Genomic DNA, 17,435 nt, shown 5'->3' on the forward strand with positions numbered 1-17,435 from the left:
CTTTCCGAGGGCAGACTCATCTGCTCTCACCTCTCGCTAGCCTCTTCTATTTTCCTGCCTCTCAGCCTTTACCCTCGCCTTGCAGACTTTCGCTAACTTTTCCCCGACTTTCCCCCAACTTAATCACCGATAAAGCACAGCCTCTCCATGCTCAATGGAGATACTCCAAGCTATTAACGATTAATACCCTGCTTATCCACTTATCGATGTGGCTAACTGCGGTATAAGCTGTATACAAGAAAATTAAAATACTTATCCAAATTTCACGAGGGATAAGCTGTGTTTCTAAGTGAAGAAGTCGGTGGATGAAATAAGGCAAAAATCACCTCATTGAGAACCCGTTGTATAAGTCGGCTATTTATACAGAGCTTATCAGCCACTTTTAGACCCCTCATACCGCCGTTATTGACAGCATAGTAAGTATACTAACCAACTGATAGTTAAGGTTGGTATGGGTTTATCAAAGGGAAAAGGGGGGCCTATATATAGTAATAAGAATAATAAGATATATAGATAAGAGATATGTATAGATAATATATTTAATACTTTAAGCGTTATCACAATATTTCTAGTTTTGCTCAACGCGACAGATATCCCTATAATTACGTCCCCCTAAATATTTCAGTCAGCGGCTCAAAGGTTTTTACATGGACTATCCCAATCACTACGGTGTCATCGTCATTGGCGGTGGCCATGCAGGCACAGAAGCCGCGCTCGCCTCTGCTCGCATGGGAGTGAAAACCTTACTGCTTACCCATAACATCGAAACCCTCGGTATGATGTCGTGTAATCCAGCTATCGGCGGCATCGGTAAAAGTCATCTGGTGAAGGAGATCGATGCCCTCGGTGGTGCCATGGCGACGGCAACTGACTTTGGCGGCATTCAGTTTCGCGTGTTGAATCAACGCAAGGGCCCGGCTGTACGTGCTACTCGAGCACAAGCTGACAGAGCACTGTACCGTGCTGCGATACGCAAGATACTGGAGAACCAGGCCAACTTGGAGATCTTCCAACAGTCTGCCGACGATCTTATTGTTGAGGGGGAGACGGTACGAGGTGTCGTCACCGATACCGGTATTCGCTTCCGCGCAGATACAGTGGTGTTAACCGCAGGCACTTTTCTGGGGGGCTTACTGCATGTCGGCTTGAAAAATAGTCGTGGCGGTCGCGCCGGTGACCCACCGTCAATCGCTCTTGCCGACCGTTTGCGTGAACTCCCCTTTCGCGTCGATCGTTTAAAAACAGGCACCCCGCCACGTATCGATGCAAAATCAGTTGATTTCACCGACTTGCAGCAGCAGTGGGGGGATAAACCTGAGCCGGTAATGTCTTACATGGGGCGTGTTGAGCAACATCCTGAGCAAGTTTGCTGCTGGGTGACCCACACCAACGAGAAGACCCATGAAATTATTCGTGGTGGCCTCGATCGCTCACCGATGTACTCCGGTGTTATCGAGGGCGTTGGTCCCCGTTACTGCCCCTCCGTCGAAGATAAGATCCATCGCTTTGCGGACAAGACATCACATCAGATCTTCGTCGAGCCGGAGGGGCTTAACACCCACGAGTTATACCCTAACGGTATCTCGACCAGCCTGCCGTTCGATGTACAAATTGACTTGGTGCGATCGATTAAGGGCTTTGAGAATGCCCATATCACTCGACCGGGCTATGCTATTGAGTATGACTATTTCAACCCTCAGGATTTGAAGCACAGCTTGGAGACCAAGTTTATCAATGGCCTATTTTTTGCCGGTCAGATCAACGGTACTACCGGCTATGAAGAGGCCGGGGCGCAGGGCTTGCTTGCCGGCCTCAACGCCGCACGGATGTCACTGCAGCAAGAGGTTTGGTACCCTCGGCGCGACGAAGCTTATCTCGGTGTATTAGTCGATGACTTAATCACCTTGGGTACCCGTGAACCCTACCGAATGTTTACCAGTCGCGCGGAATATCGTCTGTTGTTACGTGAAGACAATGCTGACCTGCGACTGACTGAGAAGGGGCGCGAACTAGGCTTAGTAAATGATGAGCGTTGGCAGGCTTTCAGTGCTAAGCGTGAAGGTATTGCCCGAGAAACCGAGCGTCTAGGGCAGACTTGGGTACACCCACAGCAAGATAATATTGAGCAGGTTAACAGCGTGCTCGGTCAGCCGATCAGCCGAGAGTATTCTCACCTGGAGCTATTGCGCCGCCCTAACCTAAATTATCAACAGGTTGTCTCTCTTGCCGAGGCACCGGAGGTGTCAGAGCAGGTAGCTGAACAGGTCGAGATTCAGGTGAAGTACGCAGGCTATATCGAGCGTCAGCAAGAGGAGATTAAGCGCCTGCGACGCTACGAGGATACGGTGATCCCCGCCGTCTTCGATTACAGCACCGTCGAGGGCTTGTCGAATGAGGTGAAGCAAAAGCTGATTGATGCGCGCCCCGCCTCACTGGCAAACGCCTCGAGAATACCGGGCGTAACACCGGCAGCAGTGTCACTACTGCTGGTCTACCTGAAAAAACAAGGCCATTTAGTGAAGAGCAATGCGGGAGCACAGTCTGTTGAGTAACTTGTTACGGGCGCAACTAGAGCGCGGTATTGCTGCATTACACCTCGAGCTTCCCGAGGCAACCGTCGACCAGTTGATGGCTTACCTGCAGCTGTTGGTAAAATGGAATAAGGCTTACAACCTCACCGCCATCCGCAACGCCGAGGAGATGGTGGATAAACACCTGTTAGACAGCCTCAGCGTCGTGCCTCATATCCGCGCCCAGCGACTACTGGATGTCGGCACGGGGGCCGGCTTGCCTGGGATGATTCTGGCTATCGTCTACCCCGAGCGACAGTTCACACTGCTGGACACTAACGGCAAGAAGACACGCTTTCTGGTACAGGCGAAAGCCGAGCTGGGGCTCGACAACGTCACCGTCGAGAACCGCCGGGTGGAGAGCTGGCAGCCGGAACAGTTATTTGAGGTGGTGATGTCACGCGCCTTTAGTTCAATTGTCGATATGGTTAACTGGACACAGCACCTTGTGCAAGACGATGGTTTGATCTTGGCAATGAAGGGGCAGTTCCCAGATATGGAGCTTTCTCAGCTACCAAGTGGATTTATACTGTCGTCAAGTCAACAATTGGTCGTGCCAGGGCTTGACGGCGAGCGCCACCTGTTGGAAATTAAACGGTCCTGATTATTTATCTTCGTCCATCATTGCTCACAGAATAAGGATTGCCCCTTGGCCCGTATCATTGCCATCGCAAATCAGAAGGGTGGCGTCGGTAAGACCACCACATCGATCAATCTCGCCGCCTCACTCGCCGCCAGTAAACAGCGTGTCTTGCTGGTCGATCTCGACCCGCAAGGCAATGCGACGATGGGCTGTGGCATCGACAAGAACGAAGTCGAACACTCGGTCTACGATGTCTTAGTCGATGAGCTGGCGCTCACCGAGGCCGTGCTACACTCTGAAAGCGCGGAGATGGATGTGCTGGCGTCGAACGCCGATGTCACCGCCGCCGAAGTCGAACTGTTGAACGTTGCGGGGAAGGAGCGTCGACTCTATAGCGCCCTTGAGAGCTGTGCTGATCGCTACGATTATGTGGTAATTGATTGTCCGCCTAGCCTCAACATGCTGACCCTTAACGGCCTAGTAGCCGCTGACGGGGTGATTATCCCGATGCAGTGTGAATACTATGCGCTCGAGGGTATGTCGGCGCTGTTGCAGACTATCGAGCAGATAAGGGAGTCGGTTAATCCACGCCTAGAGATTGAGGGCATTGTGCGCACCATGTACGACCCGAGAATGAGTTTGACCACCGATGTCTCAGCGCAGTTGATTGAGTATTTTGGCAAGGTGGTTTATCGCACGGTGATTCCGCGTAACGTCCGTCTCGCAGAGGCTCCGAGCTATGGTATGCCGGCGGTGAAGTACGATCGCTTGTCGAAAGGAGCGGTGGCGTATATGGCGATGGCCAGAGAGTTACTGCGTAGGGCGAAGAAGAAAAGTGAGGCCGAGGCAGTCACGGTATAGATTAGAATGATTCATTGATAAATAATCGATTGGTTAATAATTAGGCTGAGTGGATGGCAAAGAAACGCGGTGGTTTGGGCAAGGGCTTGAGTGCCCTGATCGGAGAGGCAAAGGCCTCGGCGGCAAGTGGTGAGTTGGCGACGCTGACGGCGGAGCAGCCTAACGCAGAAGACGGTCGTCTGAAGTACCTCCCTATCGAGTGGATTGAACGAGGACGCTATCAGCCGCGTAAAGACATGCATGCGGAGGCGCTAGAAGAGCTGGCTGAATCGATTAAGGCCCAGGGCGTGATGCAGCCTATTGTGGTGCGCGCCATCGGCAAAAATCACTATGAGATTATTGCCGGAGAGCGGCGTTGGCGTGCGACTCAACTCGCGGGGCTCGATACGATTCCGGCTGTTATTCGTCAGGTCAGCGATGAGGCTGCCGGGGCCATGGCGTTGATTGAAAATATTCAACGTGAAAACCTGAATCCGGTTGAAGAGGCTGTCGCCCTACAGCGCCTGCGTGATGATTTTGGCTTGACTCAGCTGGAGGTGGCCGAAGCTATAGGCAAGTCGCGGGCAACGGTTGCCAACCTGTTGCGTCTACTATCCCTGGGTGATGAGGTCAGGACGTTGCTTGAGCACGGCGACCTTGAGATGGGGCATGCGCGTGCATTATTGGGACTCACTGGCGCAGCCCAGGTGAAGGCTGCCCAGCAGGTTTTGGCCCGAGGTATGTCGGTGCGCCAAACTGAGGCGTTAGTACGCAGCATGTTGTCGGAACAACAAAGTTCAACGGCTTCGGTAGTGGTCGATAGTAATATCAGTCAGCTCGAGGAAAGCCTGGCGGAGAAGATCGGTGTGCCGGTACAAATTCAACATGGCGCGAAGGGAAAGGGTAAATTAGTGCTGAAATATAATAGCCTAGACGAGCTCGATGGTATTCTTGCGCATATAAAATAAACCCTTTGTTTTTAATGGTTTATGTGACATTTTTGGTGCGTTAAAAATCTTCCCTGTAGGTATAACTACGGATGATGCCAGATATGTGCGTATTATCTGACATCAGAGTAGCGGTTTATATTGAACCGCGGCGTGATTATTTCTATAATCCGACGCCAATATAGGTGACCTCCACAATACGGTGGGTCGCTTTAAGCAGATGGAGTCAACTCTAGAGGGTTTAGGCGATGCGATCACCAACCGCAAGGCGCGGTGCAGCGATTGCTCGGCCGAGGTTCGCTAAGGTGTTTTTGCTTGAGATAGCAGCGCTATTCGCTATATCACTCCTGTTAGGCTTGATATGGGGGATAGCTTTTGCTATTTCAATGCTGCTAGGTGGAATGATTGCGTTAATCCCGCAAGCCTATTTCACCTATCAGGCGTTCCGTTTTTCCGGAGCAAGAGCGGCTCGACAGGTATCGCAGGCTTTTTATCGCGGTGAGGCAGGAAAGTTCATTTTGAACTTAGTATTGTTCGCAGCGGTGTTTATGTTTGTCGATAGTGTGAATGTGTTAGCACTGTTTGCCGGCTACATATTTGTTTTACTAGGCAATTGGATGGGGGCGGCATCGGTCATTCGACACCGCTCAAATTAATGGTTCGAGAGAAGACTCATGGCAACAGAAGGTCAAACTAGTTCTGATTATATCATCCATCACTTGACCAACCTGACTTACGGCAAGCTGCCTTCAGGTTATGAACGTGATGGACAAGCCCTCGCACAAGACACTTGGACTATGGCGCATAGCCCCCAGGAAGCTTCGGCGATGGGGTTCAATGCAATCCATGTCGATTCTATCGGCTGGTCTATCGTACTGGGCGTACTTTTCTGCTGGCTGTTTAGCCGCGCAGCGAAGCGAGCAACCAGTGGCGTACCAAGTGGCTTTGTTAACTTCGTAGAAATGGTCGTCGAATTTATCGACAGTACTGTTAAAGATACTTTCCATTACAAAAATAAGTTAGTAGCACCGTTGGCACTAACAATTTTTGTCTGGGTACTATTAATGAATACGATGGACTTGTTCCCCGTTGATTGGTTGCCACAATTGGCGGCTAAGATCAGTGGCGATGCCCATATGTATTTCAAAGTTGTCCCATCGACTGACCCGAACGTCACACTGGGCATGGCTTTTACCGTCTTTGGTCTGATGATTTTCTTCTCGATACAGCAGAAGGGCTTCATCGGTTTTGTGAAAGAGTTGACTTTCCACCCTTTCGCACCGCCGACTAAAGGTTTTGCTATCGTATTGGCGCCACTGATGATTGCCATCAACTTCATTCTCGAGTTTGTCTCGTTGATCGCCAAGCCTGTGTCACTCGGTTTGCGACTTTTCGGCAACATGTACGCGGGTGAGATGATCTTCATCTTGATTGCCATCATGTTTGGCGCTGGTTGGGCACTGGGTCTATTTGCAGGCGTATTACAGTGGGCGTGGGCGGTATTCCACATCCTTGTTATTACCCTACAAGCATTTGTCTTCATGGTGTTAACCGTTGTCTATATGGCGATGGCGCACGATGTAGAAGAAGAACACTAAAAATTTTTAACCGCTTTACTTTTACTTTCTAAACTTAGGAGAAAAACAATGGGCTTAGCTCTTATCGCTGTTTCACTACTTATCGGTCTTGGTGCTCTTGGTACTGCCATCGGTTTCGGTCTACTGGGTGGCAAGCTACTCGAAGGCTCTGCGCGTCAGCCTGAGATGGCACCAATGCTGCAAGGTAAGATGTTCCTTATCGCCGGCCTATTGGACGCCGTTCCAATGATCGGTGTAGGTATCGGCATGTACGTACTGTTCGTTGTTGCCCCTACCCTAGCCGGCTAATCTTTTGTCAATTATCTCCATCATTGACAAAAGCCAACCACTGAAAACAGAGGTGTCGGTGTGAATATAAATGCAACGATAATAGGCCAGTCTATTACATTTGTAATCTTTATGCTGTTTTGCATGAAGTACATCTGGCCTGTAATCACGACTGCCATGGCAGAGCGTGAGCAAAAAATTAAAGATGGTCTAGAAGCCGCTGATCGTGCCGATAAAGCTCTCGAGCTAGCACAGGAAGAGGCCGGCCTGAAATTGCGTGAAGCAAAGCAGGAAGCCGCTGCGATTCTGGATGCCGCTAATAAGCGTGCCAACCAGCTTGTCGAAGAGGCGAAAGACCAGGCTCGTACAGAAGGTGAGCGCCTGAAGGCCGCAGCGGAAGCTGAGGTTGAGCAGGAAGTGAACCGGGCGAAAGAAGAGCTTCGTGCTCAAGTCGCCGTACTCGCCATTGCTGGTGCCGAAAAGATCCTAGGATCACAAATCGACGCTGCAGCAAACGAAGAGTTAGTTAATAAGTTAGCAGCAGAGCTATAAGGGGGCGTCATGGCAGAATTGACAACCTTAGCTCGACCTTATGCCAAGGCCGCATTCGAATATGCGATTGGTGAAGGTGAACTCGACCAATGGTCGACTATGTTGGCCCTGACAGCGGCAATTACCGGCGAAGAGCCGGTGCAGAAGCTGTTGGGCTCGCCATCGTTGACCACTGCGCAGCAAGCGCAGTCTTTTGTCGAGGTCTGCGGCGACGCGTTAACCGATCAAGTGAAGGCCTTCATCAACGTTCTCTCTGAGAATAAGCGCCTGCCTTTGCTGCCAGAAATTTCAGCGTTATTTGATACGTTGAAAGCTGAGCAGCAAATGAGCGTCGATGTTGAAGTCACCAGTGCTTTCGAATTGGATAGCGCTACTACTGATAAACTGGCAAAAGCTCTGACTGGCACGTTGAAACGTGAAGTGTCGATGACCACCGCTGTTGATAGCAGCTTGATTGGTGGTGTAGTGGTACGCGCAGGCGATACCGTGATCGATGATTCCATCCGTGGCAAGCTCAGTAAGCTAGCCGAAGCAATGAACTCTTAGGGGTTTGAGGGATATAGCATGCAGCAATTGAATCCTTCTGAAATCAGCGAAATTATTAAATCTCGTATCGAGTCTCTCGATGTGAAATCAGAAGCCCAAAATGAGGGCACTATCGTCAGTGTATCTGACGGTATTATTCGTATTCACGGCCTCGCTGACGTGATGTACGGAGAAATGATCGAATTCAACGGTGGTGTCTACGGTATGGCACTGAACCTTGAGCGCGACTCTGTCGGTGCAATCGTCCTCGGTGACTACCAGGGACTACAGGAAGGTCAGACATGTAAGTGTACTGGTCGTATCTTGGAAGTACCGGTCGGTCCTGAGCTTCAAGGCCGTGTCGTTGACACTCTCGGTGTGGCAATTGATGGCAAGGGTCCTGTTGAGACCAAGCAGACTGCACCGGTCGAGAAGATTGCTCCCGGTGTTATCGAGCGTAAGTCGGTCGATCAACCTGTGCAGACGGGTTACAAGTCGGTTGACTCGATGGTACCCATCGGGCGTGGTCAGCGTGAGCTGATCATCGGTGACCGTCAGACCGGTAAGACCGCGCTGGCGATCGATGCGATCATCAACCAGAAAGGTACCGGCATCAAGTGTGTCTACGTTGCCATCGGCCAGAAGCAATCAACCATTGCTAACGTCGTACGCAAGCTAGAAGAACACGGTGCTATGGAGCACACCATCATCGTCGCCGCCGGCGCTTCTGACCCTGCAGCGATGCAGTATCTGGCACCGTTTGCCGGTTGTGCGATGGGTGAATATTACCGCGACCGCGGTGAAGATGCTCTGATCGTCTTTGATGATTTGACTAAGCAGGCTTGGGCCTACCGTCAGATCTCACTGCTTCTTAAGCGTCCACCAGGACGTGAAGCTTACCCAGGTGACGTTTTCTATCTACACTCACGTTTGCTAGAGCGCGCCTCGCGTGTCAACGCCGACTACGTAGAGAAGTTCACCAACGGTGAAGTGAAAGGTAAAACCGGTTCGTTGACCGCTCTACCGATCATCGAAACTCAAGGTGGCGACGTTTCTGCTTTCGTACCGACCAACGTAATCTCGATTACCGATGGTCAGATCTTCTTAGAAGAGAACTTGTTCAACGCGGGTATTCGCCCAGCGATGAACGCCGGTATCTCTGTTTCTCGAGTTGGTGGTGCCGCTCAGACTAAGATCATCAAGAAGTTGGGCGGTGGTATCCGTCTGGCTCTCGCTCAGTATCGTGAACTGCAGGCCTTTGCCCAGTTCGCCTCCGACCTAGATGACGCTACCCGCGCTCAGCTAGAGCACGGTACCGCGGTTACTGAACTGATGAAGCAGAAGCAGTACGAGCCACAATCCATCGCTGACATGGGCGTAATTCTTTACGCAGCCAACGAAGGTTTCCTTAACGGTTTAGAAGTTGCCAAGATTGGTAGCTTCGAAGCGGCGCTGTTGTCATACATGCGTGCCGAGCACAGCGATCTGATGAATGAGATCGATGCGAGCGGTAAATACGATAATGACATCGCGGCCACGTTTAAGTCTGCCATTGAGAAATTCAAGGCGACGCAAACTTGGTAATGACAACACACCCTTCGGGGTGTGTTATCTAGCTTCCACTTAAACCAGAAAAGGCAAGCATAATGGCTGGCGCAAAAGAGATACGTACTCAGATAGCGAGCATCCAGAGCACTCAGAAAATCACCAATGCCATGCAAATGGTTGCGGCGAGTAAGATGAGACGCGCTCAGGAGCGTATGGCAGTAGGTAAGCCATACGCCGCTCGCATTCGAGCTGTGGTAGGGCATATTGCCAACGCCACACCCGAGTACCAACACACTTTTATGACCGAGCGTGATGTGAAGCGCGTAGGCTACATTATTGTATCCTCTGACCGCGGCCTCTGTGGTGGTCTCAACATTAACCTGTTCAAGAAAACGGTTGCTTCGATGAAGACGTTTGCTGAGCAGGACGTTGAGATCGACCTCTGCGTCGTGGGTGGCAAGGCACAGAGCTTCTTTAATAGCTACGGCGGTAATGTCGTCGCAGCTGTTAAAGACCTGGGCGATGCGCCTAAGGCTGCCGATCTAATCGGTGCTGTAAAAGTGATGTTGGACGCCTTCAGCGAAGGCAAGATTGACAAACTATTTGTGGTTTCTAACAAATTCGTCAACACCATGACCCAGGACGCTACTGTAGAGCAGTTATTGCCACTACAGGCGGCCGATGAAGCTGATTATAAGCATCACTGGGACTACATTTATGAGCCCGATGCAAAAGAGCTCCTAGATGGGTTGTTGGTTCGCTATCTTGAATCACAGGTTTACCAGGGCGTTGTAGAGAACCTGGCCTGTGAGCAAGCGGCGCGAATGATTGCGATGAAGGCTGCGACAGATAACGCAGGTGACCTGATTAACGACCTTCAGTTGGTTTACAACAAGGCTCGTCAGGCTGCAATCACCCAAGAATTGTCAGAAATCGTTAGTGGTGCGGCGGCTGTATAGGCCCCGCATGACTAGCAATCGACTTGAGAAATTAAAGAGGATCCGGAAATGAGTAACGGACGTATCGTACAAGTAATTGGTGCGGTTATCGACGTTGAGTTCCCACGCGATTCTGTGCCTAAGGTGTATGACGCCTTAACAGTAACCGAGCAAAACTTGGTTCTAGAGGTACAGCAGCAGTTGGGTGACGGCGTGGTACGCGCGATTGCCATGGGTTCTTCTGAGGGCGTTAAGCGCGGCTTGGAAGTCTCTAACACAGGTAACCCTGTTCAGGTACCAGTGGGCCAAGAAACCCTTGGTCGTATCATGGACGTACTGGGTAACCCTATCGACGAGTGTGGCCCTATCGGTGAGCAAGAGCGTGCCTCTATCCACCGTAAGGCTCCGACCTACGCCGAGCAGTCTTCGACTAACGAGCTATTGGAAACAGGCATCAAGGTTATCGACCTTGTCTGCCCATTCGCCAAGGGTGGTAAAGTTGGTCTATTTGGTGGTGCCGGTGTTGGTAAGACCGTCAACATGATGGAGCTGATCAACAACATCGCTAAGGCGCACTCTGGTCTATCGGTTTTTGCCGGTGTCGGTGAGCGTACTCGTGAAGGTAACGATTTCTACTACGAGATGGAAGAGTCAGGGGTTGTTGACCTGAAAGAGCCTACCAACTCTAAGGTAGCGATGGTTTATGGTCAGATGAACGAGCCACCAGGAAACCGTCTACGTGTTGCCCTGACTGGCTTGACCATGGCGGAGAAGTTCCGTGATGAAGGTCGTGACGTTCTGTTGTTCGTTGACAACATCTACCGTTATACCTTGGCGGGTACCGAAGTATCGGCACTTCTGGGTCGTATGCCTTCAGCGGTTGGTTACCAGCCGACGCTAGCGGAAGAGATGGGTGTGTTACAGGAGCGTATCACCTCGACTAAGGTAGGTTCTATCACGTCGATCCAGGCGGTATACGTACCGGCGGATGATATGACTGACCCGAGCCCGGCGACGACGTTCTCGCACCTTGATGCGACCGTATCGTTGAGCCGTGAGATTGCTTCTAAGGGTATTTACCCGGCGATCGATCCACTGGCGTCGACTTCACGTCAGCTCGATCCACTGGTCATCGGTCAGGAGCACTATGATGTTGCTCGTGGTGTACAGACCATTCTACAGCGTTATAAAGAGCTGAAGGACATCATCGCCATTCTTGGTATGGATGAATTGTCTGAAGATGATAAGCAGGCGGTTAACCGCGCACGTAAGATTGAGAAGTTTATGTCTCAAGCCTTCCACGTGGCCGAGATCTTCACTGGCTCTCCTGGTAAGTATGTACCGCTAAAAGATACCATTGCGGGCTTTAAAGCTATTTTGGCTGGCGAGTATGACGACTTACCTGAACAGGCTTTCTACATGGTTGGTACCATCGAAGAAGCCGCTGAAAAGGCGAAGGCTCTTTAATTAGAGTCTTTATCCTTAAGGGGCAAAGCTAATGGCGATGACTATTCACTGCGATATTGTTAGCTCGGAAGAAGAAATCTTTTCCGGACTAGCTGAGATGGTAGTGGCGACGGGTGCGATTGGTGAGTTGGGAGTAGGCTACGGCCACGCCCCCCTACTCACTAAGCTAACCCCTGGCCCTGTTCGTGTGCGTAAGGCTGACGGTGAGGAAGATGTTTATTACATCTCCGGCGGTTATCTTGAAGTACAGCCCGGTGTGGTTTCAATCTTGGCCGATACAGCTGTTCGTGCGGGTGACGTCGATGAAGCTGCGGCGCAACAAGCGTTGCAACAGGCACAGTCTGAAATTGCTAACCAGGCGGGTGATTTCGATTACTCGCGTGCGGCGACTCGATTGGCCGAGGCTGCTGCGCAGTTACGTACCATTGAGCAGATCAAGCGTAAGATGGGTAAGTAATACCCAAACCCTGACGCAAACGAAAAAAAAGGTGGCTTTAGCCACCTTTTTTTTATCAATTTTTTTTTATTCCAAATGAAACGGTTACACTGTGGCTATATCGTAGTTACAGTCTTTTGATGGATAAGGATCGCACCGTGAATCTTCAAATTGTTATCTTGGCTGCCGGCCAGGGCACCCGCATGAAATCCACTAAACCTAAGGTGTTGCATCCCGTTGCAGGTAAGCCGATGGTGGGCCACGTGATCGATACCTGTAAGCTGATCGGTGCCAATAAAATGGCGGTGGTGATTGGTCACGGTGCCGACCAGGTGCGTCAACAGTTTGCCTCGGAGGTGAGCCTTGAGTGGGTCGAACAGTTGGAGCAGTTGGGTACCGGTCATGCGGTACAGATGGCAGAGCCTAACCTCGATGATGATGCCGTGGTATTGATCTGCTACGGTGATAGCCCACTGATCGAGGCAGATACTTTTCAGCAGTTGATCAAAGATGTTAGCGATAATTCGATGGCTCTTTTGACTGTCGAGATGCCAGACCCGACGGGTTATGGACGCATTATTCGCGATGACTCTGCGAATGTGATCGCCATTGTCGAACAGAAGGACGCCGACGAACAGCAGCGTCTAGTCTCTGAGGTGAATACCGGGGTAATGGCCGTCGCGGCAAAGCATCTCAAGCAATGGCTGCCTCAGCTCTCCAATGATAATGCTCAGGGTGAATACTACCTGACTGATGTGATTGCCCTCGCCGCCGAAAACGGTGTGACAGTCATAGCGAGTCAGCCGGCCTCAGTCGATGAGGTGATGGGGGCTAACAATCGAGTGCAATTGGCAGAGCTCGAGCGTTGCTATCAACGCCAGCAGGTGCAGCGCCTGATGCTTAATGGGGCGACGCTACTCGATCCCGCACGTGTCGATATCCGTGGTGAATTGGCTACCGGTCGTGATGTGAGTATCGATATAAACTGTGTCTTCGTCGGCAAGGTAACAATTGGCGATAATGTTGTGATTGAGCCCAACTGTTTTATTAGCGATAGTGAGATCGGTGATAATACGGTGATTAAGGCCAACAGTGTACTGGAACAGGCGGTGGTCGCAGAGGGCTGCGATATTGGCCCCTTCGCACGTTTGCGCCCTGGTACCGTGCTGGCCAACAAGGCGAAGATCGGCAACTTTGTCGAGACCAAGAAGGCGATCATTGGTGAGGGCTCCAAGGTCAACCATTTGAGTTATATTGGTGACTGCGAGGTGGGGATAGGTGCTAATATTGGTGCCGGTACGATCACCTGCAATTATGACGGTGTGAATAAGTCGAAAACGGAGATAGGTGATGGCGCCTTTATCGGCTCCAACTCTTCGTTGGTAGCACCGGTTAAGGTGGGAGACGGAGCTACTGTGGGGGCTGGTGCAACGGTGACCAGTGATGTTGCCGCAGGTGAATTGGCGGTGGCGCGTGCCAAGCAGCGAAATATTGCCGGATGGAAAAGACCGGTTAAGAAGTGATTGCTACCTCTGTGTGGCTGTTTGTGATCACGGTTAATTAATTGAGAAGGAATAATCTATGTGCGGCATTGTTGGCGCAGTAGCGAAACGGGAAGTCAGTGATATTCTTGTCGAGGGTTTACGACGTTTAGAGTATCGAGGCTATGATTCGGCCGGAGTTGCTGTCATTGATGGTGACCAGGTTGGCCTCTGTAAACGCTTAGGTAAAGTGGAAGTGTTAGCGAAGGCGCTTGAGCAGTCAGCTCTACCGGGCTGCACCGGTATCGCTCATACCCGTTGGGCTACTCATGGCCAACCCAGTGAGGAAAACGCCCACCCGCATACCTCGCACGACCGCCTTGCGCTCGTGCACAATGGTATTATCGAGAATCACGAGAAGTTGCGTCAGCAGCTGCAGGGCATGGGCTACCATTTTAGTTCACAGACGGATTCCGAGACGGTCGTCCATCTGATCGACAGTAAGATGCAATCGGGGCTCGATCTCTTGGCGGCGGTTAAGTCGGCTATCAAAGAGTTAGAGGGCGCCTTTGGTCTCGCGGTGATTAGCCTCGCCGAGCCAGAAAAGGTGGTTTGTGCGCGCTCGGGTAGCCCGCTGGTGATAGGGGTAGGTATCGGTGAGAACTTCCTCGCCTCTGATCAGTTGGCGCTGCGTCAGGTGACCGATCGCTTTGTCTATCTCGAGGAGGGTGATATCGCCTGTGTGACCGCTGAGGGTTATTTGATCTGGGATGAGAGTGACCAGCCGGTTATTCGTTCCACGCTATCGATCAGCGATAAGGTCGATGCCGCCGATAAAGGCGAGTATCGTCACTTCATGTTGAAGGAGATCTTCGAGCAGCCGACGGTGATTAGGAATACACTAGCGGGCCGTATTGGCAAAGATAAGATTCTCGAGCAAGCATTTGGCGCCGAGGCTAAGCTGATCTTAGATAAGACTGAGCACGTGCAGATCGTTGCCTGCGGCACCAGCTATCACTCGGGTTTGGTGGCGCGCTATTGGTTGGAAGAGATTGCCGGCATTCCCTGTAGCGTCGAGGTGGCTTCGGAATTCCGTTATCGTAAGTTTGTGGTGCCGAAGAATAGCCTGTTTGTGACGATCTCTCAGTCGGGAGAGACTGCCGATACTTTGGCGGCACTGCGTCTGGCGAAGACGTTAGGCTATGCCTCATCACTGGCGATCTGTAATGTTGCGCAGAGTTCACTGGTGCGGGAGTCAGACCTCGCGCTGATGACGGAGGCCGGCACCGAGATTGGCGTCGCATCGACCAAGGCGTTTACCACGCAGCTCGTAGCGCTACTGCTGGTTACTATCGCGCTGGGGCGTCGCCACGGCCTGACTGCCAATGCCGAAGCGACGATGGTCGAGGCGTTGCAGCAGCTGCCTGAGTTAATCGAGCAGACGCTAACTCTAGATGAAACAATTAAGCAGAGTTCAGAGCATTTTGCGGAGAAGAATCACTCGCTATTTCTCGGCCGTGGCGCTCAGTACCCGGTGGCGATGGAGGGGGCGCTGAAGCTGAAGGAGATCTCCTACATTCACGCCGAAGCCTATCCTGCCGGTGAACTAAAGCATGGCCCGCTGGCCCTTGTCGATGCGGATATGCCGATCGTGGCTGTGGCGCCAAACAACGAGCTGCTGGAGAAGTTGAAATCTAACCTTGAGGAGGTCGCAGCACGCGGTGGTGAGCTGTTTGTTTTTGCCGATGTGGATTCAGGCTTACAGACTGGCCCAGGGATCATCAGCATTCAGGTGCCTTCGGTGCCTGCGGTGATCGAGCCGATTATTTATACCATTCCATTGCAGCTATTGTCTTATCATGTGGCGGTGTTGAAGGGCACGGATGTCGATCAGCCTCGCAACTTGGCTAAATCGGTTACGGTTGAGTAATATGGCAACCATGCTTGGACGTATCGGGAAGTGTTTTTGCACTCTCGAGCGGCCAAGCAGCGATTAAGATACCCCCTCCCCGTTAATTCTTAATTAGCCTTTTAAAAATACCTACATCTAAGCTCGTTAAGGTGGTGCTTGAAAGCCTGCTATTTAGCTCGTAGCACAGGCTTAAATTAATGACGCCGATTGCTATTTTTTTGACCGCTGGATACGCTGGATAGAATGTGAAATAAACAAGGAACTCGCCCTTGCTGGGCGTTACATGCAGCCATATCGGTTATATTAGCAGTGAGTCCCCCCCTTGGTTAGTACTGGAACATGAGTGCAGACTATTGAAACTGTCGAATAAGTTAAAATATAGATTGCTCGTGAAGATGCTGCTAATCAATGCCGTCATCGTTTTGTTGATGTTTTTGCTGAGTCGCTGGAGTATCGGCAGCGGTTTCTTAGACTATGTGAATAAGTCTGAGCAGCAGCGGATGACGACGCTGGTGGACAATTTATCGGATTACTATCAGCAACATGGTAGTTTTTCGGCGCTGGCGGAGGACGGCGCGTGGCCGCGCTATGTTCATCGGCCAAGGTTTATCGAGTTAGAGCCACCAACGCCCGTAATAGCATCAAAGCGAGAGCCGACACATCATCGTCGTGAGCGTGGAGCAAAATACCACTTACTAGACCGAGATAAGCGACAGATTGCCGGCCCGAGTTATAAAAATATTAAGTCCCTGCTGTTGATTCCGATAGAGGTTGACGAGCAGACTGTGGGCTACCTGGCCTTCAAGCAACACAAGCAGATAGCTTCGCGCTTAGACCGACTCTTTATCGAGCGACAGACCGCCAACCTAGTGTTGATAGGCGGCTTTTTATTATTATCTGCTGCACTATTGGCACTGTTAATCGCCGCCCAGTTGGTACGCCCTCTCAAGCGTATGGCGGTGGCGACTCAAGCGATGGCTGCCGGCGACTACCAGGTGCGTATTGCGGCCGATAGCAGCGAGGAGATTGCGGCCTTAGCCATGGATATTAATAATCTGGCTACCTCGCTAGAGCAAAACAGAGAGGCGCGGCAACACTGGATTGCGGATATAGCTCACGAGCTGCGGACTCCGTTGGCGGTGGTGACCGGTGAAATCGAGGCGATGATAGACGGTGTGCGACCGAGCTCTCGCCAGGGCCTCGAGTCGTTGAAGCAAGAGGTCTGGCAACTAACCCGCCTCGTCAATGATCTGCGTGAGCTAGCCAACTCCGATCGAGGAGCCCTGGAGTACCACAAGTTACCGATGACAGTCGCGGAGGTGGTGCAGCAGGTCTGTGACAGTGCCCGTGGTGAGCTCGAGGAGCGTGCTATTAATCTGCGACTTGAGTTGTCATCGTCACAGCAGATCTGGGCTGACGAGGCACGGATGCGGCAGCTGTTTAGTAACTTGATGCAGAATACCTTGCGTTATACCGATGCACCGGGAAAGCTGTGGATAAAGCTTTATCAACAGGATGATCGACTGGTGATTGAGTGGCAGGACTCCAGTCCCGGGGTGAGTGATGAGGAGCTACCGAGGTTGACGGAAAGGCTCTATCGGGTGGAGCAATCGAGGTCACGGGTCGAGGGCGGTAGCGGCCTAGGCCTGTCGATTGTCGCCAACATTTGTGCGGCCCATGAGGGGCGGTTGAGTGTACAGCACTCTCCGCTCGGAGGTATCGCGTGGCGATTCAGTTTTAAGCTTATCGATGAACAGTAAAAGCAGGTGAT

Annotated in this window: 16 protein-coding genes; all 16 read left to right on the forward strand. The window is 51.5% G+C overall.

Annotated elements, in window-relative coordinates:
- Nucleotides 1–647: 647 nt before the first annotated feature.
- The 16 genes from mnmG to EDC56_RS16165 all read left to right on the forward strand — a co-directional run bounded on the left by mnmG (nt 648) and on the right by EDC56_RS16165 (nt 17,424).
- A complete protein-coding gene (gene mnmG, locus EDC56_RS16090; protein ID WP_123713597.1) occupies nt 648–2,552 on the forward strand; it encodes a tRNA uridine-5-carboxymethylaminomethyl(34) synthesis enzyme MnmG in 1,905 nt (634 codons plus the stop codon).
- Nucleotides 2,527–3,174, forward strand: a complete 648-nt coding sequence (gene rsmG / locus EDC56_RS16095; protein WP_123713598.1) for a 16S rRNA (guanine(527)-N(7))-methyltransferase RsmG — start codon at nt 2,527–2,529, stop codon at nt 3,172–3,174. Before mnmG ends, rsmG begins: the two co-directional genes overlap by 26 nt.
- A 45-nt stretch (nt 3,175–3,219) precedes the next feature.
- The gene (locus EDC56_RS16100) at nt 3,220–4,014 is read left to right on the forward strand and encodes a ParA family protein (RefSeq protein WP_123713599.1); all 795 of its coding nucleotides are present in this window, start codon (nt 3,220–3,222) and stop codon (nt 4,012–4,014) included.
- A 53-nt stretch (nt 4,015–4,067) separates the two neighbouring features.
- On the forward strand, nt 4,068–4,961 hold the full coding sequence (locus EDC56_RS16105) for a ParB/RepB/Spo0J family partition protein (protein ID WP_123713600.1): 894 nt from the start codon (nt 4,068–4,070) through the stop codon (nt 4,959–4,961).
- A gap of 227 nt (nt 4,962–5,188) precedes the next feature.
- Complete coding sequence (locus EDC56_RS16110; RefSeq protein WP_123713601.1) at nt 5,189–5,596, forward strand: ATP synthase subunit I; 408 nt, start codon at nt 5,189–5,191, stop codon at nt 5,594–5,596.
- An 18-nt stretch (nt 5,597–5,614) separates the two neighbouring features.
- Complete coding sequence (gene atpB, locus EDC56_RS16115) at nt 5,615–6,538, forward strand: F0F1 ATP synthase subunit A (protein WP_123713602.1); 924 nt, start codon at nt 5,615–5,617, stop codon at nt 6,536–6,538.
- Between the two features lie 48 nt (nt 6,539–6,586).
- Nucleotides 6,587–6,826: a F0F1 ATP synthase subunit C gene (gene atpE, locus EDC56_RS16120; RefSeq protein WP_123713603.1), complete on the forward strand. Its 240-nt coding sequence runs from the start codon at nt 6,587–6,589 to the stop codon at nt 6,824–6,826.
- Nucleotides 6,827–6,886: 60 nt separating this feature from the next.
- Nucleotides 6,887–7,357 carry a F0F1 ATP synthase subunit B gene (locus tag EDC56_RS16125; RefSeq protein ID WP_123713604.1) on the forward strand — a complete coding sequence of 157 codons (471 nt, stop codon included), beginning with the start codon at nt 6,887–6,889 and terminating at the stop codon, nt 7,355–7,357.
- A gap of 9 nt (nt 7,358–7,366) precedes the next feature.
- Entirely contained in the window at nt 7,367–7,903 is a 537-nt protein-coding gene (locus EDC56_RS16130) for a F0F1 ATP synthase subunit delta (RefSeq protein ID WP_123713605.1), read from the forward strand.
- 18 nt (nt 7,904–7,921) lie between these two features.
- On the forward strand, nt 7,922–9,466 hold the full coding sequence (gene atpA / locus EDC56_RS16135; RefSeq protein WP_123713606.1) for a F0F1 ATP synthase subunit alpha: 1,545 nt from the start codon (nt 7,922–7,924) through the stop codon (nt 9,464–9,466).
- A gap of 62 nt (nt 9,467–9,528) precedes the next feature.
- The gene (gene atpG, locus EDC56_RS16140) at nt 9,529–10,389 is read left to right on the forward strand and encodes a F0F1 ATP synthase subunit gamma (RefSeq protein WP_123713607.1); all 861 of its coding nucleotides are present in this window, start codon (nt 9,529–9,531) and stop codon (nt 10,387–10,389) included.
- A gap of 48 nt (nt 10,390–10,437) precedes the next feature.
- Entirely contained in the window at nt 10,438–11,835 is a 1,398-nt protein-coding gene (gene atpD / locus EDC56_RS16145) for a F0F1 ATP synthase subunit beta (RefSeq protein ID WP_123713608.1), read from the forward strand.
- A 31-nt stretch (nt 11,836–11,866) separates the two neighbouring features.
- On the forward strand, nt 11,867–12,292 hold the full coding sequence (locus EDC56_RS16150) for a F0F1 ATP synthase subunit epsilon (RefSeq protein ID WP_123713609.1): 426 nt from the start codon (nt 11,867–11,869) through the stop codon (nt 12,290–12,292).
- Between the two features lie 119 nt (nt 12,293–12,411).
- Nucleotides 12,412–13,794 (forward strand): bifunctional UDP-N-acetylglucosamine diphosphorylase/glucosamine-1-phosphate N-acetyltransferase GlmU, encoded by a 1,383-nt coding sequence (gene glmU / locus EDC56_RS16155; RefSeq protein WP_123713610.1) that lies wholly within the window; start codon nt 12,412–12,414, stop codon nt 13,792–13,794.
- 58 nt (nt 13,795–13,852) lie between these two features.
- A complete protein-coding gene (gene glmS / locus EDC56_RS16160) occupies nt 13,853–15,682 on the forward strand; it encodes a glutamine--fructose-6-phosphate transaminase (isomerizing) (protein WP_123713611.1) in 1,830 nt (609 codons plus the stop codon).
- 377 nt (nt 15,683–16,059) lie between these two features.
- Nucleotides 16,060–17,424: an ATP-binding protein gene (locus EDC56_RS16165; RefSeq protein ID WP_123713612.1), complete on the forward strand. Its 1,365-nt coding sequence runs from the start codon at nt 16,060–16,062 to the stop codon at nt 17,422–17,424.
- Nucleotides 17,425–17,435 lie beyond the last annotated feature (11 nt).

The organism is Sinobacterium caligoides (assembly GCF_003752585.1).
Lineage (GTDB): Bacteria > Pseudomonadota > Gammaproteobacteria > Pseudomonadales > Sinobacteriaceae > Sinobacterium > Sinobacterium caligoides.

Bases quoted from the DNA above. Each gene is read 5' to 3' on its own strand.
- EDC56_RS16110 (WP_123713601.1), top strand. From the start codon at position 5,189: ATGCGATCACCAACCGCAAGGCGCGGTGCAGCGATTGCTCGGCCGAGG.
- glmU (WP_123713610.1), top strand. From the start codon at position 12,412: ATGGATAAGGATCGCACCGTGAATCTTCAAATTGTTATCTTGGCTGCC.
- atpG (WP_123713607.1), top strand. From the start codon at position 9,529: ATGGCTGGCGCAAAAGAGATACGTACTCAGATAGCGAGCATCCAGAGC.
- EDC56_RS16165 (WP_123713612.1), top strand. From the start codon at position 16,060: ATGCTGCTAATCAATGCCGTCATCGTTTTGTTGATGTTTTTGCTGAGT.
- EDC56_RS16150 (WP_123713609.1), top strand. From the start codon at position 11,867: ATGGCGATGACTATTCACTGCGATATTGTTAGCTCGGAAGAAGAAATC.
- glmS (WP_123713611.1), top strand. From the start codon at position 13,853: ATGTGCGGCATTGTTGGCGCAGTAGCGAAACGGGAAGTCAGTGATATT.
- atpE (WP_123713603.1), top strand. From the start codon at position 6,587: ATGGGCTTAGCTCTTATCGCTGTTTCACTACTTATCGGTCTTGGTGCT.
- atpD (WP_123713608.1), top strand. From the start codon at position 10,438: ATGAGTAACGGACGTATCGTACAAGTAATTGGTGCGGTTATCGACGTT.
- EDC56_RS16105 (WP_123713600.1), top strand. From the start codon at position 4,068: ATGGCAAAGAAACGCGGTGGTTTGGGCAAGGGCTTGAGTGCCCTGATC.
- mnmG (WP_123713597.1), top strand. From the start codon at position 648: ATGGACTATCCCAATCACTACGGTGTCATCGTCATTGGCGGTGGCCAT.
- atpA (WP_123713606.1), top strand. From the start codon at position 7,922: ATGCAGCAATTGAATCCTTCTGAAATCAGCGAAATTATTAAATCTCGT.
- EDC56_RS16130 (WP_123713605.1), top strand. From the start codon at position 7,367: ATGGCAGAATTGACAACCTTAGCTCGACCTTATGCCAAGGCCGCATTC.
- atpB (WP_123713602.1), top strand. From the start codon at position 5,615: ATGGCAACAGAAGGTCAAACTAGTTCTGATTATATCATCCATCACTTG.
- rsmG (WP_123713598.1), top strand. From the start codon at position 2,527: ATGCGGGAGCACAGTCTGTTGAGTAACTTGTTACGGGCGCAACTAGAG.